Source organism: Anabaena lutea FACHB-196 (assembly GCF_014698305.1).
In the GTDB taxonomy this organism is placed as follows: domain Bacteria; phylum Cyanobacteriota; class Cyanobacteriia; order Cyanobacteriales; family Nostocaceae; genus Anabaena; species Anabaena lutea.
Map to the genome: position 1 here is coordinate 1 of NZ_JACJST010000025.1, position 23893 is coordinate 23893.

The following is a 23893-nucleotide window of genomic DNA, read 5'->3' on the forward strand; positions in this document are numbered from 1 at the left end:
CCTCACAAGGGTAGGTTTTTAATATTATCTGTGAAGGCAGGACTTGGAAGACAAGGAGGGAAGGTAGACAAGGAAGATTTTATACGCACAATGGTCTTTTGACGGACTGTTCTTGTTACCAAGAGAATATGATTTTGTACGGTTTTCCTCCTTTGTCCACTGTCCTTCCTTGTCCACCAAGTCTAGCCCTCACGACAATGTAAAATACATACCCTTGTGAGCTGCCCCCTGCCCCCTGCCTATTTATTCCCTGTTAGAAAGTTCCCTGTTAGAAAGTTCCCTGTTTACGAATTACGGAAAGCGGTAGCCTGCGGTCGGCATTATTACGAATTACGAATTACGTTGGCGGTAGCCTGCCGTAGGCACTATTACGAATTACGGAAAGCGGTACTAGTACAACTTCCCTGCCATAAGTGATAAATGACGATAATGATTAATATTTATACACAAATCGAACAGGGTGAAGCATGGCTACGGCGTTATCGCGGTAGTTTACCTATTTTTGCCTGTATTTTAGGTTTTACAGACACCTGTTTACTCCCTGGTATTTCTGCCGCTGGTTTAACTCCAGAGGATCGAAAATATACGGCTTGTGCGGATGCTGAATTTTTATATTACGGTGCAGAACATCAGCCTGAGTTTCCTTTACCACCTTTGACGGCGGGGGCTTCCCCTGTGTTAATTTCCCGTGCTGTAGTTGCTGCGCTCAACATCCCACTGTATTTATTTAATGCGGGATTGCTCAAGATTCCGGCTGTGCCAATAATTGATTTAGGTGGTAGTCCGGCTAGGTGTTTAAGTACAGGTGAGGCTATGGAAATAGCAACGGTAAAACACCTGCTGGAACAGGGGTTGCTGTGGGGTTCTCGACTGAGTGCTGAGATTTCACATGGGTATGTGATTTTAAGTGAGTGTGTGGTTGGTGGGACTACAACTGCCTTGGGGATTTTATCTGGTTTAGGTATTGATGCCGCCGGAAAAGTCAATAGTAGCCACCCTATTTGTAACCATGAACAAAAGTGGGGGCTGGTGCAAGCAGGGCTAGAAAAAATCCAAAATCCTATAGATCCTTTACAACTTGTGGCAGCGGTAGGAGATCCCATGCAAGTGGTCGTGGCTGGGATGGCGATCGCAGCGAGTCGTTCTTGTGGAGTTTTATTAGCTGGTGGTACACAAATGTTGGCGGTTTATGCTCTGATTCAAGCGATCGCTCAAACTTACTCTTTACCTTGGCATCCAGAAGCAATAGTCGTGGGTACAACCCGTTGGGTAGCAGAAGATCCGACCGGCGCTACAGTTGACTTAGCCCTTAGCTTAGGCCAGAAAACCACAAACCAGGGTGAGACTATTCCTCCCCTGTTAGCTACACAATTGAGTTTTGCTGATTCCCATTATCCCCAACTTCAAGCGTATGAGCAAGGTTTTGTCAAGGAAGGTGTTGGTGCAGGAGCCGCTTGTATAGCCGCCTATCTAAGTCACAATTGGCAGCAAGATCAACTTTTGGTAGCCATTGAAGCCCAACTTAAGCAATTAGGGTTTGCTGAAAAAGTCTTTTCGTTAGGGGTTAGGAGTCAGGAGTCAGGAGTCAGGAGTCAGGAGTCAGGAGTCAGGAGTCAGGAGTCAGGAGTCAGGAGTCAGAATTAGAAGCAGCTTTTGAATAGTTGCTTTGGGGGAAAAGTGATCAGTTTTTGATGGGTAAAATGTCTATTCCTTGCACCTTCTTAACCTTTTTACCCCTGAATCCCTTGATTTATCTAGGTTTTACATTTATATGCCTAACGGCACGCTCCGCGAACAGCAAGCCCCAATTAAATCATAGCCAAATGATGACCAATAAAAATTGAAAATTGAAAATTAAAAATTAAAAATTTAAGACAGTTAGAGTAGGGGACACTTACCCCAACTCAACTGAGAGTACCTATAGACATAGGGGTCTTAAACTCTTGAATTTATGATAAATAATTAGTGGATTCTTTCTCTCATTAATTGTTCTTCTAAAGCTGCAATGCGATTGTATGCTGCTGTTAATTGCGCTGTAAGTCGTTGGATTTGAATTTCTGGGGTTATTTGCTTATCTCCAGCTTGAAAATTCATGTCTGGACAAATGCTATCTATCAGGACATCCTTATGCTCTAATTCTGAACTAAAACTGATACGTCCTTTTAACTGATAACGTTCAGTTTCGTTCTTTTCTTGATAATTATCTCTTGCCTGTAGTTGCTCTAAGGAACACTCAGATAACCTCTGAGATACTTTAGTGTCCAGGTTTTCAATCACCTGACAGAGGGCATCCAGTTTCTGGCTCAAAGTCAGTATCTGTTTTTGTAATGGCTCCATTTAACACCCTCATTTTAAAATAGTTTTTCTATGTTATTCAATTTACTGGCAATGTTAACTTTACTTAGGATTTATTTAATCTTTCATATAGTAATCCAAATAGAGTTGTGATAGCTGGCTTGGCGTAGCCATACGTACTCGTGGAGGTAGCACAGGGCAGAATTAAAAATTAGATATTAAAAATTAAAAAAGCCGATTATACAAGCTTTTACGGGATTTTTACTAGTCAGTTATTTTTGCCTGCCTGCACTAGGTGTGTAGTTGGTTTTTTCAAAAATCAAATAAGAGTCCCATATCTTTTTTGAGAATTACTTAATATACTAAGTGTAGTTGCAAATTTCAAAATCAATGGATCGACGGTCTTTTTTGGTAGGTACAAGTGGACTAGCAGTGTCTCAACTGCTAATTGGGTGCGCTGGAAAAAACCAGATACAACTCAATGTGCAGTTATTAAAAAATTCTATACCTGGTCAGGTTGTTAATCAATTTCGCAAAAATATAAAATCTGAGGCACAGTTAAAGTTTTCCCCAATCGATCAGATTAAAAATTTATTTCAGCAATTACAAACTTGGCATCAAGTAAAAGCCGAAAATCAGCAAGGATTGACTCGTTTCCTCCGAATGCTTCCAGGTCAAAAAACACCAAAGGCTGACTTAGTGACATTGGGAGATTATTGGCTAAAAGCTGCTATTGAACAAAAAATAATTCAACCGATAGAAACAGAACAAATCAAACAGTGGTCAGGCTTAAGTGAAAAGTGGCAGCAACTAGTACAGCGTGACAACCAAGGGAATCTAAATCCGCAAGGAAAGGTGTGGGGTGCGCCTTATCGCTGGGGAAACACAGTAATTGTTTATAATCGTGATAAATTTAAAGAATTTGATTGGCAACCAAAGGATTGGGAAGATTTGTGGCGAAGTGAATTGCGATCGCGTATTTCTCTACTCAATCAACCCAGAGAAGTCATCGGTTTAGTTTTAAAGAAACTAGGAAAATCCTACAACACAGAAAATCTTGACCAAATCCCTACACTGGAAACAGAATTACAGGCTTTAAATCAACAAGTAAAATTCTATGATTCTACTACCTACCTAGAACCACTAATCACTGGAGATACTTGGTTAGCCGTTGGTTGGTCAAGTGACATTATTCCTATCCTAAATCGCTATCCAAAACTTGCCATGGTTATTCCCCAATCAGGAACAGCAATTTGGGCAGATTTATGGGTAAGTCCCGCAGGTGTTGAAAAAAAGGCTTTAGCATCTGAATGGATTAATTTCTGTTGGCAACCAAATATAGCCAAGCAAATTGCCATACTGACTAAAACTAATTCGCCTATCGCTATAAACATTTCTGCTGATGAACTTCAGGAAACATTGAATAACCTTTTACTACAGAATCAAAAAACATTAGAAAAAAGTGAATTTTTACTACCATTATCATCAGCAACAACTAAACAGTATGAGTCTCTATTTATAAAGATGAAAAATTTGGGATGATATACCGGAGGCTCTATAGCAAATTATTTTAACTAATTCAGCCTTTAAGTCCCCCGCTTTTATAAACGGCAAGTATGTTAGGCGAGGTCTTTCTTACAAAGTTCAGATCGCCGATTTCTGGCGATCCGACTTGGCGCTAAATCTCCGTTACACAAATTAATTACGTGGAGTAGCCTGGGGTCGGCATTATTACGAATTACGAATTACGAATTATTTTAATTTTCCTGAGTGACTTGACGTAAGCCCAACCTACTTTGATTGTTCATTTGAATATTGCATAACTCTGGACTATTACTAAAGTTACAAGTGTAAGTTGCTAAAGGTTCTTGTTGATAATTGAAAATTCGGATATTATAACCAAAATTCCTAGCCATACTGCCCATTTGGTTAACAAAGTTGTAGCGTTCGAGATAGTCTAATAAACTCCAAATTTGCTGATTTACTATCAAGTCTACACGGGCTGGTTGTTTCTCAGAATTTGGATAAGCAATCCAGTTATCTAAAAGTTTGTTTTCCGAGTTTTCTTTTGCCCACCATAAACTAGGAATAGTTAATCCTTCTGGGTTAATGGTGTTAGCTGTAATTACCGAACCTGTTGGCTTATTTAATAAATTTAGTTCCAGTGGTGCATCAGAAGGCTGGGGTATACTTTCTGCACTTGAAGGTAGGATTGGTGACAGACAAAAAGTAGTGAGACTCAGGTTTAGTAATAGTGTCAGCGATTTATGTCTACTGATTGCGTTGTATTTAGGCATAAGTTGATTCAATATCTTAAGTTGTCAGTGAATGTGAGATTTAAATACTCAGATTTCAAAAAGTATTCTATTGTTTCCAGGATATGTAATTCAGTGCTGCTAAACTAGGGTAGAATCTCAGAAGTCACTAACTATGCTTAAGCGTTCCAAGTTCGAGACAACTCAGTCTCAGATTATGCTCCGTGCTGAGGAGCTTATTAGTGCCGCCTCAAATCGCTACCGCATTACGGTTCAAGTAGCAAATCGAGCCAAACGTAGGCGTTATGAAGATTTTGAAAATAACGAAGATGCGATTATGAAACCCGTACTCAGAGCGATTCTGGAGATGTCTGACGAAATGACTCAGCCAGAAATTATCGGCGAACTGTAAAAAACTCCGGCAATTAATTACTGAGATGAAAATTACCCATTCTGAGTAAAAAACTCTCAGTATCACTTTCATCTCAGAATCTTTGAAGCTATGCAAAAGAAAAAACCTTTATTTTGGCGGTTCAACTCAGCGCTCATAATTACCTTAATCACAGTGGGCGTAATAATTTTAGGTACAGCAAGTACTAGTTTACTAAGTATTTCCCCCGCCGTAGCTCAGAGAATCAGTCCTAGCGATGTTTGGCAACTAGTGTATCAGCAATTGCCTGACCTGCCAAAAGAAAATCAATATATCAGTAAAGAAACTAAGAAAGTTGCTGAAAACAATACTTTAGCTAGTCGGATGATTCGCTACCACATTTACGTGAAAGGGAGATCACCCTTATATCGCCTAGATTGGAAGTTAACTTTGGCGGATTATCTAGATGCAAATGAAACCATGTATGAATTATCCTATCCAGGTAATGATACATTACAGCAAAATCCAATTGAAAGCGATCGCACCGCTATTGCCAAACTTACCCGCAAGCAACGCAATAATCTAGTCCAAGTCCTAGTTGATATATTTAACCCTGTTCAAAATTAAAATAGGCGAGAATCTCCTCAGCATTCCTTGGCATTAAAGAAGCACCCATGCAACGAGTTATCAAAAGCGGAACAGGTTGGCGCATTGGCTGGAATCCCGACGCAGCAGAATTTAAAGGCTTAGTGGGTACAGACGATTGGGCGCTAGAATTAACCGAAGCGGAATTAAGTGACTTTTGCCGACTTCTCGCAAAATTAGCCGATACCATAAAGCATTTAGCCACAGAATTAATGGATGAAGAAAAAATTGCCTGTGAAGCGGAAAGCGATTTATTATGGATGGAGGTAGAAGGCTATGCTCACGCCTATAGTCTGCGCTTCATTCTGAATACAGGACGATGTGTAGAAGGTAAATGGGATGCCGCAGCCGTGCCAGAGTTAGTGCAAGCGACAGAGATTCTCAAATTTTTTTAAAAAAAGCTTGCAATTCTCCTTAACCTTGTGATATTCTCGTAAGAGTGACTTAAATAAGTTTTAGATCCACAAATTTGGATAAACCCTAAATCCAAAATTTAATCTAAAATCCGAAATTAAGTAGACGGGGCGTAGCGCAGCTTGGTAGCGCGCCACTTTGGGGTAGTGGAGGTCGTGGGTTCGAATCCCGCCGCTCCGATTGATTGAAGACTCATAAATTGACATTGCTGTGTTTCTTCACAACAGTTATGTTTAAAAGCGTAAACAGCAATCAAAGCTACTTAACTGCTGTACTTATTCTGTTGTTATGCCTTACTCTAGTAAGCGTGCGTTCTTTTGGGCAAACACTCATGATATCAGCACCCCAACTGCTGACCGACCCATTTTTGCAACTACCAACTGAAACTTCAGTGCGAGTAGTTTGGTTTACTGAGTTTGTAGGTGATAAACACTTAGTCATCTATGGTGAAAAACTTGATAAAAGTGCAATTGCAAAAACTACCAAACTCAGCCGCACCAGAGAAGACCAACAATCAAGAGTAGCAAATCAAACCAAGAATGGGCAAATTTATCAAAAACCTGTAAAACGTGAAATTTGGCGACACGAAGCCGAAGTTACAGGTTTAGTTGCTAATGTGCGGATTCCCTATCAAGTCACTAGTATACGAGAAGATGGCGCAAGGGTTAGCAGCGAAGTTTTTACTCTTGCACCCACTCCCAAACCTGGTACACCATTAAAAATCCTCCTCACCTCTGACCACCAACTTAAACCAATGACAGCAGCGAATCTGCAAAAAGTAGTAGAAACAGTGGGAAATGTGGACGGGGTATGGTTTGCAGGAGATTTAGTTAATGTACCTGACCGCGCTTCCGAATGGTTTGATGATAACCGAGGAAATGCTTTATTTCCAGGTTTGCAAGGTCGTGCTAATTATCAAATGGAAAATAACGGTGTAAAAGTAACTTACACCGGAGGGAAAATAATTCAAAATGCCCCTATGTTTACTTGTATTGGTAATCATGAAGTCATGGGTAGATTTGCCAGAACAGCAAGTTTAGATGATGAATTTAATGATACTATTCCTCGTGAAGTTGCCCAAAAATTGTATGGAGAAACAACACTAAAAAATAATTCTTTTAATACTTACACTTACGAAGAAATTTTTACATTACCCCAAACTAAAGCCGGGAGTAAAACCTATTATGCAGTTACATTTGGTGATGTCCGCTTGGTAGTTTTGTACATTACGAATATGTGGCGACATCCTCAATTAGATTCAGGAATTAAAGGTAGATATATAGAACCAAAAAAAGATTTTAACTATCCTGAAAATTGGGGTTATGGACAGTTAATTTATGAGCCAGTTTTTGCAGGTAGTCAACAATATAATTGGCTTAAACAAGAATTAAACAGTTCTGAGTTTGAACAGGCAAAATATAAAGTCGTGATGTTTCATCATCCGCCGCATACATTGGGTGATAATATTGTTCCAGCTTATACTAATCCAGTAACTATAATTGAAAGAGATAACGAAGGAAATATCAAAGCAGTTCGTTATGAATATCCTAAAAGTGCAGATTATATAATTCGTGATGTTATCCCTTTATTAGAAGCTGCAAATGTGCAGTTAGTATTTTATGGACATTCCCATTTATGGAATCGCTTTGTAAGTTCGAGTGGAATGCACTTTTTAGAAACTTCTAATGTTGGGAATTCTTACGGTGCAGCTTGGGGTGAAAGAAAGCGAGAAGTACCAACAGGTTATCCAGAAAATTATACAGCAATTGGCGATCCTAACGGTTTAGAACCAGTATTACCAACTATTGCGCCATTATTAGGAGAAGATGGAAAACCGATGCCTTATATTGCTAGTAATGAGATTACAGTTTTCAGCATTTTCGACACAGGAACAGGCATAATTAGCAGCTATCGTTTTGATACGAGAAAGCCTAATTCTGAAGTTTTGAAATTTGATGAATTTAAGATTAATTCGTAATTCGTAATTATTTACTTTCACCTGTCACCTGTCACCTATCGCAGATAAAATTTCCTGCGCCCTTTGAATATTTTGGCGCACAGAATGGGCTGAAGTTTGCAAAGCTGCGTTTTCTTCATCACTGAGAGTTAATTCTAAAATATTCTCAACTCCAGCACATCCTAAACGACAAGGAACACCAATGACAATATCATTTAAACCATATTCACCTTGCAGATAAGCTGCAACTGGCAACAAACGCGACTGATTTAACAAAATTGATTCTACCATCAGGGAGGTGGCAGAAGCAGGTGCAAAAAACGCGCCTCCGGTATGCATTAATTCTACAATTTCTGCGCCACCGTTGCGGGTTCTTTGTACTAAGCGTTCAATTGTGGCTGCGTCTAATAATTCTGTAATAGGAATACCGTTCACAGTTGCGTAACGGGCTAAAGGAACCATTAAATCACCGTGGCTACCTAAAACCATTGCTTTTACGTCCGCAGGTAAAACTCCCAATTCTAAAGCGATGAAAGTTTCAAACCTAGCTGAGTCTAACACCCCAGCCATGCCCATTACTTGATTTCTGGGTAAATTTGTAGCTTGCCAAGTTAAATAAGTCATCACATCCAGAGGATTGGTGACGACAATAAAGATAGCATGGGGAGAATGTGCGATCGCATTTTTGGCGGCATCAACTACAATCTTGGCATTAATTTTCAGCAAATCATCCCGACTCATTCCGGGTTTGCGGGGAAAACCAGCAGTAATCACCACAATTGCAGAATTAGCCGTATCTGCATAATTATTAGTACCGCTAATTTGCCGATTATGTAATTCAAGTCCCCTGGCCTCTAGCAAATCTAAAGCCAAACCTTGGGGCATTCCCTCCACAATATCTAATAACACCACATCAGCCAAATTTTTCTCTGCAATGCGTTGGGCTAAGGTGCTACCAACTCTACCCGCACCCACAATAGTCACACGGGGGGATTTACACAAAACTGTGGAAGAAGGGAAATCAGACATAATCATTTATCAGTTAGTAGGGTGGGCAATGCCCACCACCAGCATAGCTATGGAAAGCCTATTTAAACTCTTCCAATTGTTCTAATTTTAACCAAATATTGGGCGTTGGCACTTTTCCAAACTTCACCAAAGCGTAATCACCCTTGATATCTACCACTTCCCCTTGACTATCAAATAAATAAGCTGGGAAGCGAGAATCACTAGCTTTAGCTTCTAGACTATTTTCCAACTTTTCGCGGATAGCCCGCACCATATTTCCCTTTTTAACAGCCATGAGTTCCCCTCGTTCCAAAATAAACGCTTTTACTCAAAATTTTATCTCGCGCCAAGACGTAAAGGCGCAATTTCTTTCCTCAAATAAGATAACCGCCTATTCTCAGGTAAGCGGTTGAGGAGAAAGTTTATATTGTTTATTGCTAGATAGTTCTTCCTTATCGATGTCATGATAACAAATCTAAAATCAATTGTCAACCCTCCCCATACCTATATTCTGGACTTTGATTAATTTTCAAATTCTTTTAGAAATTGCATATTTGTCCATGTTTTTCCCATCAATTATTTATTGGGCAAATCTAGCTAATAATTCCTCACGAGATGATTGTAGAAGCAAAGGAGTAAATTCTTCTCTAGTCATGGCAATCAGAAAGTCGATAATTGCTGCTAATTCTGAATCAACTTCCCCAAAACGTACTTGCATGATACTTTCAATCATAGCGCGTCGTTCTCTTTCTATACCTTCTTGTCGTCCTTCCTGGAGTCCTTGTTTTTTTAGTTCTTCTAATTGTTGTTGATAAATTTCTGATAGTTTCATAATCAACTCCTGGTCATCTTTATCAATATCTTGCTCTTGACGTTGACGAGCCGATAAAACAGCAATCAGGTCATGTACTAATTGTACGATATGGGAAAGGAACGCACTGTTTTTAGGTATTGCTTCTAATTCTTCCACTGCTTGTCGTTGAACTTTCCCTTTACCTAATATCCTGAGAAACAGGGTTTCTGGTGTGCTGGGGAGTTGGTGAATAGCAATAATTACGGTTTTTAAGCCCTCTCCCAAAAAATAAATGCCTTTACTCCAGTTTTCTTCATCGACTGTAGTATTAAAACTTGTTAGTAGTTCCACTGAAGCCGTAGGAGAAAAAATCCACAACCTGGGTAATTCTGCCTCATTTATACGGGTATTGTTGCGGTTAGATTGACGCTCTATGTCCGCATGAATGTCAAATAATTTACCCATACAACTGCGAATTTCGCTTTTGGTGACTGCATTGCGGAATGGTTCAAATATAGCATAATTTGTCGCCATTCTTCCTAGTAGTCCGAGTATTTCTAGACTTTGTGTAGGTTGAGGTGAAGGAATAAATAAAACGTCAATTTGTCTTACTTCTGCTGTGATATCTTTGCTGGTTTCTACTTGACCATAAGGTGTTAATAGTTCCGTTAGATATTGTTTGGCAAATTGGTCATGTATAAAGCGAGTCATCAGATTTTGGATTTTGGATTTTGGATTGATTCCACAATGTAGGGGTTTAGCAATGCTAAACCCCTACCCGATAATTATTAGACATTGACCGAATTTAAATATGCATGATCCAGAACCCTTGTAGAGACGTGACCTGGGCAGGGATTCTCGGCTCTACAATCTTTTTCGGACAGGTAAGTAGATTGGCGTTAAAAATTGTCGTTGGGATAAGGCAGGGGGCAGTATTTAAGTGTATATATGTAGGGCTTGCTGTTCGCGGAGCGTGCCGGGCAGGCATATAAAGCTAAAACCGTTTATTAATAAGAGTTTCGCGGATTTTTATCACAAAAAAGTGCAAGGTTTTGGCAAATGGAGTCTCAAAACAGTTGCATTTTTCCTTGTCGGATCTGGAAAATTGAGGATATCCAGATAGCTGAAACTGTTCCCTGTTAAGAGTTCCCTGTTACCTCCCCTCACAGACAACTTTTATGGCTAACGCCTCCCGTAAGGGATACAGCAAACCCTATGTAGAAAATTGGTTAACGATTGATGATGGGGAAAAACTCTTTCCTATCACCTGTTCCCTAACTTTGACATTGAGAACAAAAATGACTAGAACGCCCACCTAACTTAATTCGCCCGATGATATTACCACAAACTTTACAAGGTTCCCCAGCGCGGTTATAAACCCACGCTTCACCGCCATAATTACCGTTAACACCTTTAACATTAAGGAAATTACTAAAAGTTGTCCCACCTGCGGCAATACTTGCGGATAAAACTTCAATTATTGCTGTTCTTAAAAGTTCGATTTGTGGGCTTTGTAAATCTGCACAGAGAGTAGTTGGTAAAATCCCACTTTTAAACAAAGCCTCATCTGCATAAATATTACCCAATCCTGCAACTATCGACTGATCTAACAATGCAGTTTTAATGGGACGACGAGATTTTTGCAGCTTATTGGCTAAATACTCAACGGTGAACTGTGGTGAAAATGGATCTACAGCCAGTTTTGCCAAACCTGTAATAATACTTTCTACTGCTACACCAGGGGGAACATACCACATTTGTCCGAAGGTGCGTTGGTCAACAAAGCGTAATTCTTGTTCTTCCCCAAAAAATAACCGAACTCTGGTGTGTTTATGCAAGGGTTCATCTCGGTTTAGCCAGAGTAATTGACCTGTCATTCGCAGATGCGCTCCTAACCAGGTCGAAGGAGGAGAAAGTTCAGCTAAAAGATATTTACCACGACGATGCCAAGATATGATGGCACTTCCTTTAATTTTTTCTATAAACTCTTCAACAGAAAACGGGTAGGCGACAGTGCGTTCTAGCAGCACATCTCCCCCCGTAATTGTTTGATTCAGGGTTAATTGATTTAAACCCCGTCGGACTGTTTCAACTTCAGGCAGTTCAGGCATTTTTAGAGTAATGATGGCGGTACAAGCCCAGAGGGAGGCTTCCCGCAGGGTGTGCTGAGTTCTGAGCAATGCTTCACGAAATAAATCGTAAAGATGGAACTAGCATATATATTTTACTGCTTTTCCCAATTTTTATACTCAGGACTCAGCACCGAACACTGTGCGAATGTTTACTTTTTCGCTGCTTTAGCTGGTGGAGGTGCAACCTCTAGTAATTCATCAGCAGCAAAGTTATTGGTATTGATCCCAGAGTAATTGACCTTATCAAACCGGACAATTACGGAGTACTTGATACCGCTTTGGTCAATAGAGGCCACAGTTCCTACATCTTGAAACCAGTAGGATTCGGGGCGGAGAACACGTACTTTAGAACCACGTTGAACCATGATTATTTTCCCTTTGAATTATCAATTGCCAATAAATTAGGGCTAATTGATTTCACTCTACAACCTGAAGGTCGTTGCTAGAGTGTTTGTTAAGTTATTTGTCATATTGGGGAATAGGGAACAGGGAATGGGGAACAGGAGGCAGGAAACAGGCTAATCTCCTCAACTGTCCTTGTCCCTTACACAAAACAATATCAAACTCTACTTGACAAAGTACCTATAATACAATAAGGTCGTTCGCAAACACTTCTTGCGAATAAATGCCCTATGCCTTACTCAAGACGAATACGCTACCCTCGTTACCTCTGCCAATGCGTAGATCATTATCTATATAGGTGATGTCCAACCATCCTTGTTGTTTGTCACTCTGAATAGGAAAATCAAGTGCAGTAAATTTTTTTCCGGATTCAATTTGTTGGATAAAAGTTGCAGGTGACTGATAGTCAATCAGCTTTTGTAAGCCAATAATAGAACGCTGGAATTTTACTTGAACTCGACGTTCTGAGACTGGTTCAAATTTAGCAGCTACGCTAACTAATCCTTCCAAAGAAGGTAGTCCGTAAATTTCTGCTATGTTATAAACGCTAGTAGTTTCTACTCGAATACATTGGTAAATTTGTCCAAGTTTGCAAAAGGGAAAACGATCCAAATTGAGTAAAGCCTTACTTGTGGTGTAAAGTAATCGCCAATCACCTTCTAGTAAGTAGCTGGCTGCCAAAGGGCGCGGTGTGGGGTTAAAATCCTCCAAACTAGCGATCGCTGCTAGAATAGCCTGTTTTTGGGTTTCAGTTGCCAGCAAACCGCGATTTGTAAGTGCGATCGCATCCAGGAGAGTAGATTTTGTCATCATTGCCCTGTACCTCAAAATATGCCTATGAAATCAGAATTAACAAGATATTAATGCTTTATGTATATAGCTATGCAATTCAACCGTTGAAGGGCTTACTGTTAGCGATAGGGTAATTAAATAATCTTTTTTGTTTAATTCGGATTTATCAATCAAAGAGTTGAATCATTAATTAAATTATCCCGTATCAAATGATAGACTCTTAATGTCTAGTTACATAAATCTCTTCGTGTCTTCGTTGATATGTTAAATTCGCCCCTACGTGAGGAACCCCGCAACCAGCGAGCTACTGTAATTCCCTCAAAGCAAGAGTCCTCTATATTAGATTGGTTGCAGTCTAGCCGTCGTCTTATAGCGCGTGACGTTCACGAACCTAATTTTTCGGAAGCGGAAGCAGTAATATCCGATTTTTTGGGTGGAGAAGACGGAATTGGCGATCTTGATTTTGATGACGATGACGGTATCAGCATAGATGAGGATGAGCCTTAAGAGGTGTGGAGACAGAGTTTTATCAATAGTCTCTGTTTGTCGGTTTTTTTAAGTGTGGAGTGAAGGAAAATTTTCTGTGGACGCTAAACTATCTCCTGACCAAAGTATAAATATTTCTGGAATTGGGCTGGCCTCTATGTTAGCCCTCTTGCTCAGTACAGCAGCCTTGACTTTAGATTGGCTGGGGAATAGACTACCCTGGCAACCTACATCTCTGACTTTGCCTTTATTGCTATGTGCCGTAGGTGCTGCGGCTGTGGGAACATGGGTAGTACCTCTACTGCAAGCGCTGAAAACAGGGCAAATCATCCGGGAAGATGGTCCCCAAGCCCATCTCAAAAAGGCTGGTACGCCAACTATGGGTGGTATTTTTTTCATACCTGTAGCAGTGATAGTTGGCTGTATATTGTCTAATTTTCATCGAGACGTACTGGCTGTATCGGCTTTAACAATTAGCTACGGTTTGATTGGCTGGATTGACGATTGGCAAATTTTGCGCCGTAGATCAAATAAAGGTATATCTCCAAAAATGAAACTGGCTTTGCAGATAATTTTTGCGGCTTGTTTTTGTGTGTGGATAATTTTTAACCGAGATTTTAGCATAACAAATATCGCCTTACCTTGGGTGAGTTTTACCCTACCTTTAGGATTCTGCTTCTGGCCTTTAGCTGGTTTTGTGTTGGTAGCAGAAAGTAATGCGACTAATTTAACCGATGGAATTGATGGGTTAGCAGGGGGAACGGTAGCGATCGCAATTTTCGCATTAGGCGCTGTCATTGCACCCACCTCACCGGAATTAATGATTTTCTGTGCGGCTATGAGTGGTAGTTGCTTAGGATTTTTAGCCCATAACCGGAACCCAGCCCGCGTTTTTATGGGAGATACTGGTTCTCTGGCGCTAGGAGGTGCTTTAGCTGCTGTCGCGCTGTTGACTAACAGTTTAGTAGCCTTGTTTATTCTGAGTGGGATCTTCTTTGTGGAAACCCTGTCTGTAATGGCGCAAGTTAGTTATTACAAAGCCACCAAGGGACCAGATGGTAAAGGTAAGCGGCTGTTTAAAATGGCTCCCTTACATCATCATTTAGAGTTAACTGGCTGGTCGGAATTGCAAGTAGTTGCTGTCTTTTATATAATCGCCGCGATTTTGGCTACCATCTGCTTGACAATTATTAAATTTTGAGATTTTTGATATTTGGGGAATATAGATCCCCGATTTCTCGGTGTAGAAGTCGGGGATCTTGTTTTTGTTTTGTTGATTATGATAGTTTTTGCATTTGAGTAACGAGATGAACGAGTTCGGGTAAAATCAGTTTTTCCATGCCGAGTAGTACTGCATTACTAGAACCGGGAAGAGAGAAGATAAGTTTATTTTTATAAATACCAGCTACAGCACGAGATGCGATCGCTCGTGAACCAATTTCTTGATAACTTAAAAAGCGAAATAACTCACCAAATCCCGGTAAAGTCTTTTCTAACAACTTTTCTATAGCATCGTAGGTGGTATCTCTAGGTGCAATTCCTGTCCCACCATTAAAAATTAAAGCATCTATATTGGCACTTTTACCCAGCAATTCTATCTGTGCTTGAATCTGTGCGGGTTCATCTTTGATAATTTTGTAAACTCCGACAGCATAGTTAGCACTCAAAAGCAATTTTTGAATCAGTTGACCACTCTTGTCTGTTTCTGTGGTGCGGGTGTCGCTGACGGTAATAACAGCGCAAGTTACAGTTATTTCCTGGGAATCTGGGTGTGGTTGGAGTTTCATCGGTATTTATTTAATACCCGGACAGAAAAATGATAGTGACAGATGAAAGTGGTAAAACACTTGTTTACTAACTCTTTGACAACCCCAAATCTAAAATGGTATAAGTTTTAGCCAGTGACCAATGACCTGTTTGACCAATGACCAATGACTAAGTGACTACTTAGGATTTACTCAATCCTAGATCGTTTTCCTGGGCATAACGATCCATAAAGCGCATAAATCGCTCCCATTCTTCGGGGGTTTTCATCAGGTAAACGGCTTCTAAAGCTTCTGGTCTACCGTTAACAAATTTACCCTTAACTTCACGAGTAATTATTTCCCCCTCTTCGTCAATCATGTACATCCCGGTGATTTCTTCAGTATTACCTTGTCCCAAAATCTGGGGATTGGTAAAAATAAATGTTGCTGTACCTTGATCACCACTGCGCGATCGCGTTAAGCGTACCTCTGGAACTACTGCTTCGTCAACGCCTTTAGAAAACTGGATTTTTGCCATGATAAGTGAATTTTAAGTTTTGTGATCATTATGTAATATTCTCTCATCATAGAGGAGGCATTTTACCTATGGCAGTTAAATCTAGTCCAAAAATTCGATTAGCGGGTAGTTTATTAGCTGGGATCTTAACCCTGGGAATTATTATAGTCGGAGCGATCGCTTCTAATTCCACCCCAGCTACAACCACAACTAACACCAAAAACGTAATTCTGATGATTGGGGATGGTATGGGTTGGGAAATGGCGCGCGCTGCTGCGATTGCCAAAGGATATAATTACACATCAGGGAAAGGACAAGGACTCAGCTTTCAAACCCTGGATAATTATGCCCTAGCTACAACCTATGGTACAACTGTTGCTCCTGGTAATGGCGTGTTCAGTACTGGTAACTCTGCATTAGATAACTCTATTTCTATGACAGGTGCTAGTCCAGTTTTACCGGGGTTCAAATTCCAACCCAAATTTAACCCAGGAAATAAACCATCTGGTGGTACAGAAAACCTCAGTGCTGATGCAGTTGGTAACTTAGTCGGTTATGATCCTGTTCGTGGTGGGATAAATCCTTGGACACCTGGAAATGACCCTGCATACATCAAGTACAGTTATCCTGATTCAGCAAATACGGCTACTACTCTTTACACCGGAGTTAAAAGCTATAACAACGCTATTTCCGTAGATATATTTGAGAAACCACTAGAAACAATTCTCAAAACTGCGGCTGATGCTGGTAAATCTACAGGAATTGTCACTTCTGTCCCCATTGATCATGCTACTCCTGGTGCAGCAGCAGCTAACGTCAATCGTCGAAATAAATATGATGCTGATTTTCCCAGTTTAGACAACATCTTACAGCAGGAACTCCGCATTTATCAACCTACTATCATTTTAGGTGGTGGTCATCCCCTGACAGGTGCTGGTAGCGAATCTTTACCAATGGGAGTAGAACCACCAACAAAATTTGAATATATTACTCAATCGACCTATGCAGAATTGAGTAAAAACCCCAATAGTAACCGCTATGATTATACATTTTTAGAAAGGGGGAAAGATGCTGCGGCTAAGTTAGCCATGACTGCGAATAAGTTAGATCCTCAAAAAGGCGATCGCTTGTTAGGATTATATGGAGCCAGGGGACAAGAGGGAAATCTCCCTGTGAGTACAGCGAATGGAGACTACAGCAATACAGGTTTGAGTATCTTTTCTCTGTTTAGTTCTCAAGGACAAAAACCTGATACAGTTCGTCCGCTGCTTCCTGGGGAAACAGACAAATCATTTATTGCTAGAGAACTTAATGAAAATCCCACTCTCCAGGATTTAACTAAAGCCGCTTTAGAAGTTTTATCTAAAGACAAAGATGGGTTTTGGTTAATGGTAGAAAGTGGTGATATTGATTGGGCTGCTCATGATGATAACCTAGATAATTTAATTGGGACAGTATTGGATTTTGATAAAGCCGTCAAAACCACAATTGACTGGATTAAAAATAACGGTGGTTGGGAAAATAACCTCCTCATTGTCACCGCAGATCATGACCATTACCTAACTTTAAATCCCAATTTTGAGGAACTTCTAAAAAACCAAGGTGCAGAAGCTTTAACTGCTGAATCTGAACCTATAAAAGCCGGTCATTTTTGGGGTTCAGATCCTCAAGTTAAATATGGTTGGGGAAGTCACTCTAACCGTCCAGTTCCGGTTTATTATCAAGGTAAAGGTGCAGAGGTTTTAACTAATTCTATCAGTAAGGGTTTTAAAAGTTATGGTTTTGATGTTCCGGGAATTGATGGTTTAGTAGACCAAATTCACATTTATCAAACTCAACTTGCAGCGATTAAATAAAGTTTTTAAATGTTGGGTTTTCTTGCGTCAAACGCCATTCGCCTCTACAAGCCGGGGAACCCGTCCACAGCGATGGCTCCCCAACCTACTGTCTATTTACTATTTCCCAAATCCTTTACCTCTACTGGTAGAAGGAAGACAAATACAGTTTTCTATCTGCTTGAGTAAAGTTTCACTATCTAGATTTTGACCAATTAGCACTAACTGATTTTTCTTTTCACCTTTCCACTCATCATCATCAATTGTGAAGCGTTTACCGCAAAGGTGGAAAATATGACGTTGGGGACTTTCATCAAACCACATAATCCCCTTAGCGCGAAAGACATTTGTGGGTAATTGGTTATCTAGAAAATATTGAAACTTGCGAATAGAAAAAGGTTTTTCGCTTTGGAAAGATATGGAAATAAAACCATCATTTTCTAAGTGGTTGGAATGATGGTGATGATGTTCATGATCATGATGGTCATGTTCACAGTTAGAATGATCGTGATCATGGTCATGTCCACAGGTAGAATGATCATGATCATGGTCGTGATGTTCTTCATGTTCTTCTTCCTCTGAATCGAAATATTTATCAGACTCAAACAAACCCACACTGAGAATTAAAGGAAGTGGAACTTGAGATTTTGTAGTCCGAATAATTCTTGAACCTTCCTTGAGGTCATTGATTTTTCTTTCCAATTCCTGCAAAGTGGTTTCATCAACTAAATCTGTCTTATTAAGAATAATTACATCACCATAGGTAATTTGACTTAAAGCGGCTTGAGAATTAAATAAATCCAAGCTATAATTTGCCGCATCAACTACAGTAATAATAGAATCCAACCGGGTCAAATCTCGTAATTCAGAACCCAGAAATGTCATAGCTACAGGTAGAGGATCTGCTAAACCAGTTGTTTCTACAACTAGATAATCTAGCTTTTCTTCCCTTTCTAAAACTTTGTAAACAGCGTCAACTAAGTCATTATTAATGGTGCAGCATATACAGCCATTACTTAATTCCACCATGTTTTCATCAGTAGCAACAACTAATTCGTTGTCGATACCAATTTCACCAAATTCATTCACTAAAACAGCAGTTTTCACGCCTTGCTGATTTGTGAGAATATGGTTGAGTAAAGTCGTTTTACCGCTACCGAGAAAACCTGTAATGATTGTTACTGGTAAACCTTGTTTGGGAGCGTCCATTGCGTGAGATTCTGAACTAACTGTTGTTTGCATAATCATGAACTATGATTTTGGTCTATTTGGGTGTATTTTAAATGTTATCTTGATTTTAGCTAGTTGGCATTAAGGTAACATATTTACATATCGGCTTGAAAAATCCGGTTAGCAGTTAAGCTCAATTTTGGAAAAGTTGGTGATGCTATAGTTTCATTTTTTCTAAATTGACTAACTTGATATTCCCCATTGATTAAATTCTAAATAGAAATAGTTGGTTGTTTGGGATTTCCTATATAGTGAGTTCCACTATTAAGCTAGGTAATCAATAATCCAATATTCAGGAATCTCAATTTCCTCCTAGTCTTTCACTTTACCTCCGGGTGTTGACAATATTACTATAGTGATCGTAAATGAATCGTGAACACAAATGTTGGGTTACGACGCAGTTTTATGATTTATGTGTGAGTGTTATAAATTAATTACCTCGTCTAACCCAACCTACAAGATGTTCACAACTATTGTGAGGTTACAAAATTTTCGTCTGCTCCCTCGCCAGCAACTTGCGTTATTATTGTTTATCGTCTGATTGTCCCATTACTCTGTTATGACCCTAACTCTCTACAATACTCTCACCCGTCGTCAAGAACCTTTTACTACCGTCGAACCTGGCAAGGTTAAGATGTACTATTGCGGTGTGACGGTTTATGATTACTGCCATTTGGGTCATGCTAGAGCGTGCATTGTCTGGGATGTAGTGCGTCGCTATCTTCAGTTTATCGGCTATGATGTGCGTTATATCCAAAATTTTACGGATATTGATGATAAAATTCTCAGACGCGCACGAGAAGAACATTCTTCAATGGAAGTTGTTGCAGAACGCTACATTCAAGCCTATTTTGAGGATATGTCCCGGTTGGGAATTAAAGAAGCTGATGAATATCCCCGTGCAACACACACCATGAACGGTATTCAGCGATTAATTCACGATTTAGAAACTAAAGGTTTTGCGTATCCATCTGATGGTGATGTGTATTATTCTGTACAGAATTTTGCGGAATATGGCAAACTTTCTGGACGCAAATTAGAGGATATGCAAGCAGGTGCGAGTGAACGGGTAAACGTCGAAGACGCAGAATATCAAAAGAAGAAATACCCCTTTGATTTTGCGTTGTGGAAGGCTGCAAAACCTGGCGAACCCGCGTGGGAGTCTCCTTGGGGAAAAGGCCGCCCAGGATGGCATATTGAATGCTCGGCAATGGTACGCGATCGCTTGGGTGATACTATAGACATCCATGCTGGTGGTGCTGACTTAATTTTCCCACACCATGAAAATGAAATTGCCCAATCGGAAGCAGTAACTGGTAAACCTCTTGCTAATTATTGGTTACACAACGGCATGGTGAAGGTAGATGGTGAAAAAATGTCCAAATCCTTGGGTAATTTTATCACTATTCGGGAATTGCTAGATCGAGGTGTAGATCCAATGGCCTTGCGGTTATTTGTGTTGATGGCACACTATCGTAAGCCTATAGATTTTACCGATGATGCGATCGTAGCAGCAACCAACGGCTGGCATACTATCAAAGAAGGTTTACTCTTCGGTTATCAACATAGTAAAAAACTAGGCTGGGACGAATCGAACCTCATCCAAAATCCAAAATCTAAAATCCAAAATTCCCATATTGAGAGATTTAAAGAAGCAGTTAATGATGATTTTAACTTTCCTGGTGGGTTAGTAATAATTTTTGAATTAGCCAAAGAACTAAATCGGGAAAGAAACATCATTGTTCATCAAGGAAAAACTGAAACCCCAGCCAATGAATTACTCCAAAAATGGCAAACCCTGGTAACATTAGCAGACGTTCTAGGTTTAACTGCCCAACCAGAAGCCGAAACTCCTAAACAGGATGGTATAAGTAATGCAGAAATTGAGGAGTTAATTCAAAAAAGATGGGAAGCAAGAAAAGCAAAAAACTTTGCAGAAAGCGATCGCATTCGTGATGAACTATTAACAAAAGGTATTACCTTAATAGACAGTAAAGAAGGCACACGCTGGCACAGATGATTAAATCAAAAAACTCTCTCTGTGCCTCTGCGTCTCTGCGTGCAAAAACTCTTAATTTTGAATTATAATCATGTTATCTGAACTTACAAAAGCAATTTCTCAACTCAATATTCCTGCTGATTGGATTGGGATTAGAGCCGTAAAAGAGACATCTAGATCTCATTATGTTCGTGACGGATTACCCCAAAGCAACGGACAATCCTTGACAATGGGAGCAATGCTAGAAGTAATGGTAAACGGCTGTTTGGGTTATGCTGCTACCAACTCCTTAGCATTACCATCCCTGCAAAATGCCGCCGAAATAGCCTATAAACAGGCATTAGCAGCTAGTGAATGGTGGATATATCCCGTTAGTGAAAGTATACGTCCCAAAGTTGTCGGTGAATATAAATCACCCTTCCTAGAACCATTAGATGCTGTTAGTCCAGGAGAAATCAACGATTTACTAATTCGCATTTGCCAAAAGCTGAAAATCAACGATAAAATAGTTCAAACCACCGCCACTGTTGCGACTAGCGATAAAGAAACTTGGTTTGTTAGCAGCAACGGCTCGGAAGTATATCAGAAAATTATCGCCCTGAATACGCATTTTGGTGCGATCGCTCAAGATGGTGCAATCGTCCAGCCACGCACCAATAACGGCGCTCATGCAAACTCTTATCAAGGGGGATGGGAACTTCTAAAAACCGATAATTTATGGCATCGAGTGCAGCAAGTTGGCGAACAGGCATTAGAATTATTGACTGCCGAAGAATGCCCAAATATTCGCACTAATTTAGTTTTAGCACCAGACCAAATGATGCTGCAAATCCATGAAAGTATCGGTCATCCATTAGAAATTGACCGCATTTTAGGAGATGAGCGCAACTATGCTGGTGGTAGCTTTGTCACCAAAGATGATTTTGGCAAACTAGAATATGGTTCGCCATTAATGAATATTACCTTTGATCCCACAGTAGAAGGTGAATTTGCTAGTTATGGTTTTGATGATACGGGTGCAGTAGCTACCAAAGAATATGTCATTAAAAAAGGCATTTTACAACGCGGTTTAGGCAGTTTAGAAAGTCAAGCCAGAGCAGATTTACCAGGTGTTGCTTGCGCTCGTGCTTCTTCCTGGAATCGACCAGCAATAGACAGAATGGCCAACTTAAATTTAGAACCAGGAAATGCTACCTTTGATGAAATTATAGCAGGAATAGAACATGGCGTTTACATGGAATCTAACCGTTCTTGGTCGATAGATGATCGTCGTTACAAATTTCAATTTGGTTGCGAATACGCTAAGTTAATCGAAAACGGTAAATTGACCAAAACTTTACGTAATCCCAACTATCGAGCGACAACACCAGAATTTTGGCACAGTTTAATTCAAGTTGGTAATAATTCTAATTGGCAGATGTATGGGACTCCTTTTTGTGGTAAGGGAGAACCTAATCAGGCTATTTGGGTGGGACATGGTTCTCCTGTTTGTGTATTTGCTAATGTGGAGGTTTTTGGGGGAGGTTAAGAGGAGTTTTTTAAACGCAGAGGTACGCGGAGGTTAGCGCGGAGGTGCGCTGAGAGTTTTTGCCTATTTGCTTGTTGTGATTTTAGGGTAATTTATGAAAGTTGAAGAATTAGCGATTTTAGAAAGTAATTTTAATCAATTAATAGAAACTCTGCTGATTAAAAAATCGGAAGGTGAACATTTTACTGTTAGGTTGAATAGTGAAGGCAGTCAATTTACTCGCTTCAATCATGCCAAGGTTAGACAAACTGGTTTTGTGGCTGATGCTTCTATTGTACTGACTTTAATGGCAGATAAGCGCAGGAGTTTTCGTCATTTTCCCTTTAGTGGAAATTGGGAAATAGATTGGCAACTAGCATATTCTGCTTTACAAGAATTACGTGATGAATTGCCTTTATTGCCTATTGATCCTTATTTAGTTTTACCTTCAGGAACTAATACTAGTCGAGAAGTAAATATAGGAAAGTTATTAACTCCAGAAATAGTTGTTAGTAATATTTTAGAATCTGTAGCTGATTTAGATTTTACTGGACTTTATGCTGGTGGTGTTATTATTAGAGCTTATGGGGATTCTAGCGGACAAAAACACTGGTTTGCTACTGATTCTTTTACGTTAGACTATTCTTTGTTTATGGAATCAGGACAAGCTGTTAAAGGAACTTTTGCCGGCAGCAATTGGGATGAATCTGCTTATCTAGCCAAAATAAATGATGGGAAAAAGCAATTAGCAATGCTATCTCTTCCAGTCAAAGAATTACCAAGAGGAAAATATAAAACTTATTTTGCACCTGCTGCTGTTGCTGATTTATTGGCTATGCTTTCTTGGGGTGCTATCAGTGAAGCAGACATTCAACAAGGTAATAGTGCTTTAGCTGTTTTATCACGTCAAGAAAAACAACTTTCACCAAAGTTTAATTTGCAAGAAAACTTCCAACTCGGTTTAGTTCCCAGATTTAATGAATTAGGAGAAATGGCTGCACCGGAATTACCGTTAATAGAAAAAGGAGTTTTGAGCAATACTCTAGTTAATTCTCGTACCGCTAAAGAATATAATAAACTCGCTAACGGTGCTAATGGTTCAGAAACATTACGTTCTCCAGAAATCAGCCCAGGAAATTTAGCATTTGATGATATTTTACCCAGTTTAGATACAGGATTATATGTTTCTAATTTACATTATTTAAATTGGAGCGATCGCCCTGCTGGTAGAATTACAGGTATGACACGTTATGCCTGTTTTTGGGTGGAAAATGGCGAAATAGTCGCCCCCATTGAAAATCTGCGTTTTGATGAAAGTCTCTACCGCTTTTGGGGTGCAGAAAATTTAGTAGATTTAACCGATTTTCAAGAATTTATTCCCGAAGTCGGAACCTATGAAAGCCGGCAATTAGGTGGTAGTTTAGTTCCTGGGATGTTGGTAGAAGACTTCACTTATACTTTGTAAAAATATAGTTTGTAGTTGCGCTGTCTTCACCCAACCGTAACTACCA

At 39.8% G+C, this 23893-nt stretch carries 23 protein-coding genes, 1 tRNA gene and 1 pseudogene; 13 read left to right on the forward strand and 12 right to left on the reverse strand.

What is annotated here, in order from left to right:
* Positions 1-429 precede the first annotated feature (429 nt).
* On the forward strand, positions 430-1644 hold the full coding sequence (cobT, locus tag H6G59_RS21785) for a nicotinate mononucleotide-dependent phosphoribosyltransferase CobT (protein WP_242038948.1): 1215 nt from the start codon (positions 430-432) through the stop codon (positions 1642-1644).
* A gap of 318 nt (positions 1645-1962) precedes the next feature.
* On the opposite strand, the gene H6G59_RS21790 is transcribed toward cobT, so the two are convergent.
* Positions 1963-2337: a hypothetical protein gene (locus H6G59_RS21790; protein WP_190718330.1), complete on the reverse strand. Its 375-nt coding sequence runs from the start codon at positions 2335-2337 to the stop codon at positions 1963-1965.
* A 348-nt stretch (positions 2338-2685) separates the two neighbouring features.
* On the opposite strand from H6G59_RS21790, the gene H6G59_RS21795 reads away from it, so the two are divergent.
* Positions 2686-3837 (forward strand): extracellular solute-binding protein, encoded by a 1152-nt coding sequence (locus H6G59_RS21795; protein WP_190718333.1) that lies wholly within the window; start codon positions 2686-2688, stop codon positions 3835-3837.
* Positions 3838-4052: 215 nt separating this feature from the next.
* Here H6G59_RS21795 and H6G59_RS21800 read toward each other — a convergent pair whose 3' ends face one another.
* Entirely contained in the window at positions 4053-4592 is a 540-nt protein-coding gene (locus H6G59_RS21800) for a hypothetical protein (RefSeq protein ID WP_190718336.1), read from the reverse strand.
* 133 nt (positions 4593-4725) lie between these two features.
* On the opposite strand from H6G59_RS21800, the gene H6G59_RS21805 reads away from it, so the two are divergent.
* The 5 genes from H6G59_RS21805 (at position 4726) to H6G59_RS21825 (ending at position 7957) form a co-directional block, all read left to right on the forward strand.
* Positions 4726-4962 carry a DNA-directed RNA polymerase subunit omega gene (locus H6G59_RS21805; protein ID WP_026104076.1) on the forward strand — a complete coding sequence of 79 codons (237 nt, stop codon included), beginning with the start codon at positions 4726-4728 and terminating at the stop codon, positions 4960-4962.
* Positions 4963-5052: 90 nt separating this feature from the next.
* Positions 5053-5547, forward strand: a complete 495-nt coding sequence (locus H6G59_RS21810) for a hypothetical protein (RefSeq protein ID WP_190718339.1) — start codon at positions 5053-5055, stop codon at positions 5545-5547.
* A gap of 47 nt (positions 5548-5594) precedes the next feature.
* Complete coding sequence (locus H6G59_RS21815; RefSeq protein ID WP_190718342.1) at positions 5595-5960, forward strand: DUF1818 family protein; 366 nt, start codon at positions 5595-5597, stop codon at positions 5958-5960.
* Positions 5961-6085: 125 nt separating this feature from the next.
* Positions 6086-6159, forward strand: a tRNA-Pro gene (locus H6G59_RS21820).
* Between the two features lie 151 nt (positions 6160-6310).
* Positions 6311-7957 carry a metallophosphoesterase family protein gene (locus tag H6G59_RS21825; RefSeq protein WP_190718345.1) on the forward strand — a complete coding sequence of 549 codons (1647 nt, stop codon included), beginning with the start codon at positions 6311-6313 and terminating at the stop codon, positions 7955-7957.
* A gap of 24 nt (positions 7958-7981) precedes the next feature.
* On the opposite strand, the gene mdh is transcribed toward H6G59_RS21825, so the two are convergent.
* From mdh to H6G59_RS21855, 6 genes are all read right to left on the reverse strand, one after another.
* On the reverse strand, positions 7982-8965 hold the full coding sequence (mdh, locus tag H6G59_RS21830) for a malate dehydrogenase (RefSeq protein WP_190718348.1): 984 nt from the start codon (positions 8963-8965) through the stop codon (positions 7982-7984).
* Between the two features lie 58 nt (positions 8966-9023).
* Entirely contained in the window at positions 9024-9239 is a 216-nt protein-coding gene (gene ndhO / locus H6G59_RS21835; protein WP_190718351.1) for an NAD(P)H-quinone oxidoreductase subunit O, read from the reverse strand.
* Positions 9240-9524: 285 nt separating this feature from the next.
* On the reverse strand, positions 9525-10448 hold the full coding sequence (locus H6G59_RS21840; protein WP_190718354.1) for an RpnC/YadD family protein: 924 nt from the start codon (positions 10446-10448) through the stop codon (positions 9525-9527).
* Positions 10449-11011: 563 nt separating this feature from the next.
* Entirely contained in the window at positions 11012-11848 is an 837-nt protein-coding gene (locus tag H6G59_RS21845) for a DNA-formamidopyrimidine glycosylase (RefSeq protein WP_190718357.1), read from the reverse strand.
* A gap of 170 nt (positions 11849-12018) precedes the next feature.
* Positions 12019-12234 (reverse strand): photosystem I reaction center subunit IV, encoded by a 216-nt coding sequence (locus H6G59_RS21850; protein WP_190718360.1) that lies wholly within the window; start codon positions 12232-12234, stop codon positions 12019-12021.
* A 265-nt stretch (positions 12235-12499) separates the two neighbouring features.
* Positions 12500-13084 carry a PAP/fibrillin family protein gene (locus H6G59_RS21855; protein ID WP_190718363.1) on the reverse strand — a complete coding sequence of 195 codons (585 nt, stop codon included), beginning with the start codon at positions 13082-13084 and terminating at the stop codon, positions 12500-12502.
* A 240-nt stretch (positions 13085-13324) separates the two neighbouring features.
* On the opposite strand from H6G59_RS21855, the gene H6G59_RS21860 reads away from it, so the two are divergent.
* Both H6G59_RS21860 and mraY read left to right on the forward strand, forming a co-directional pair.
* Positions 13325-13570 carry a DUF3134 domain-containing protein gene (locus tag H6G59_RS21860; RefSeq protein WP_190718366.1) on the forward strand — a complete coding sequence of 82 codons (246 nt, stop codon included), beginning with the start codon at positions 13325-13327 and terminating at the stop codon, positions 13568-13570.
* 76 nt (positions 13571-13646) lie between these two features.
* Positions 13647-14750: a phospho-N-acetylmuramoyl-pentapeptide-transferase gene (gene mraY, locus H6G59_RS21865; protein WP_190718368.1), complete on the forward strand. Its 1104-nt coding sequence runs from the start codon at positions 13647-13649 to the stop codon at positions 14748-14750.
* A gap of 76 nt (positions 14751-14826) precedes the next feature.
* On the opposite strand, the gene H6G59_RS21870 is transcribed toward mraY, so the two are convergent.
* Together H6G59_RS21870 and psb28 are read right to left on the reverse strand one after the other, a co-directional pair.
* Complete coding sequence (locus H6G59_RS21870) at positions 14827-15336, reverse strand: MogA/MoaB family molybdenum cofactor biosynthesis protein (RefSeq protein WP_190718371.1); 510 nt, start codon at positions 15334-15336, stop codon at positions 14827-14829.
* A 160-nt stretch (positions 15337-15496) separates the two neighbouring features.
* On the reverse strand, positions 15497-15832 hold the full coding sequence (gene psb28, locus H6G59_RS21875) for a photosystem II reaction center protein Psb28 (RefSeq protein WP_190718374.1): 336 nt from the start codon (positions 15830-15832) through the stop codon (positions 15497-15499).
* Positions 15833-15900: 68 nt separating this feature from the next.
* On the opposite strand from psb28, the gene H6G59_RS21880 reads away from it, so the two are divergent.
* Positions 15901-17667 (forward strand): alkaline phosphatase, encoded by a 1767-nt coding sequence (locus H6G59_RS21880; protein ID WP_190718376.1) that lies wholly within the window; start codon positions 15901-15903, stop codon positions 17665-17667.
* A 99-nt stretch (positions 17668-17766) separates the two neighbouring features.
* Here the strand turns inward: H6G59_RS21880 and H6G59_RS21885 are convergent, their stop codons facing one another.
* Positions 17767-18888, reverse strand: a complete 1122-nt coding sequence (locus H6G59_RS21885; RefSeq protein WP_190718379.1) for a CobW family GTP-binding protein — start codon at positions 18886-18888, stop codon at positions 17767-17769.
* 83 nt (positions 18889-18971) lie between these two features.
* Positions 18972-19188, reverse strand: a pseudogene (locus tag H6G59_RS27460) (Uma2 family endonuclease); the annotation flags it as partial.
* A 247-nt stretch (positions 19189-19435) separates the two neighbouring features.
* Between H6G59_RS27460 and cysS the strand changes: the two are divergent.
* The 3 genes from cysS to H6G59_RS21900 all read left to right on the forward strand — a co-directional run bounded on the left by cysS (position 19436) and on the right by H6G59_RS21900 (position 23847).
* Positions 19436-20896, forward strand: a complete 1461-nt coding sequence (gene cysS / locus H6G59_RS21890) for a cysteine--tRNA ligase (protein ID WP_190718382.1) — start codon at positions 19436-19438, stop codon at positions 20894-20896.
* Between the two features lie 70 nt (positions 20897-20966).
* The gene (locus H6G59_RS21895) at positions 20967-22403 is read left to right on the forward strand and encodes a TldD/PmbA family protein (RefSeq protein WP_190718385.1); all 1437 of its coding nucleotides are present in this window, start codon (positions 20967-20969) and stop codon (positions 22401-22403) included.
* A gap of 94 nt (positions 22404-22497) precedes the next feature.
* On the forward strand, positions 22498-23847 hold the full coding sequence (locus H6G59_RS21900) for a TldD/PmbA family protein (RefSeq protein WP_190718387.1): 1350 nt from the start codon (positions 22498-22500) through the stop codon (positions 23845-23847).
* Positions 23848-23893: the final 46 nt, after the last annotated feature.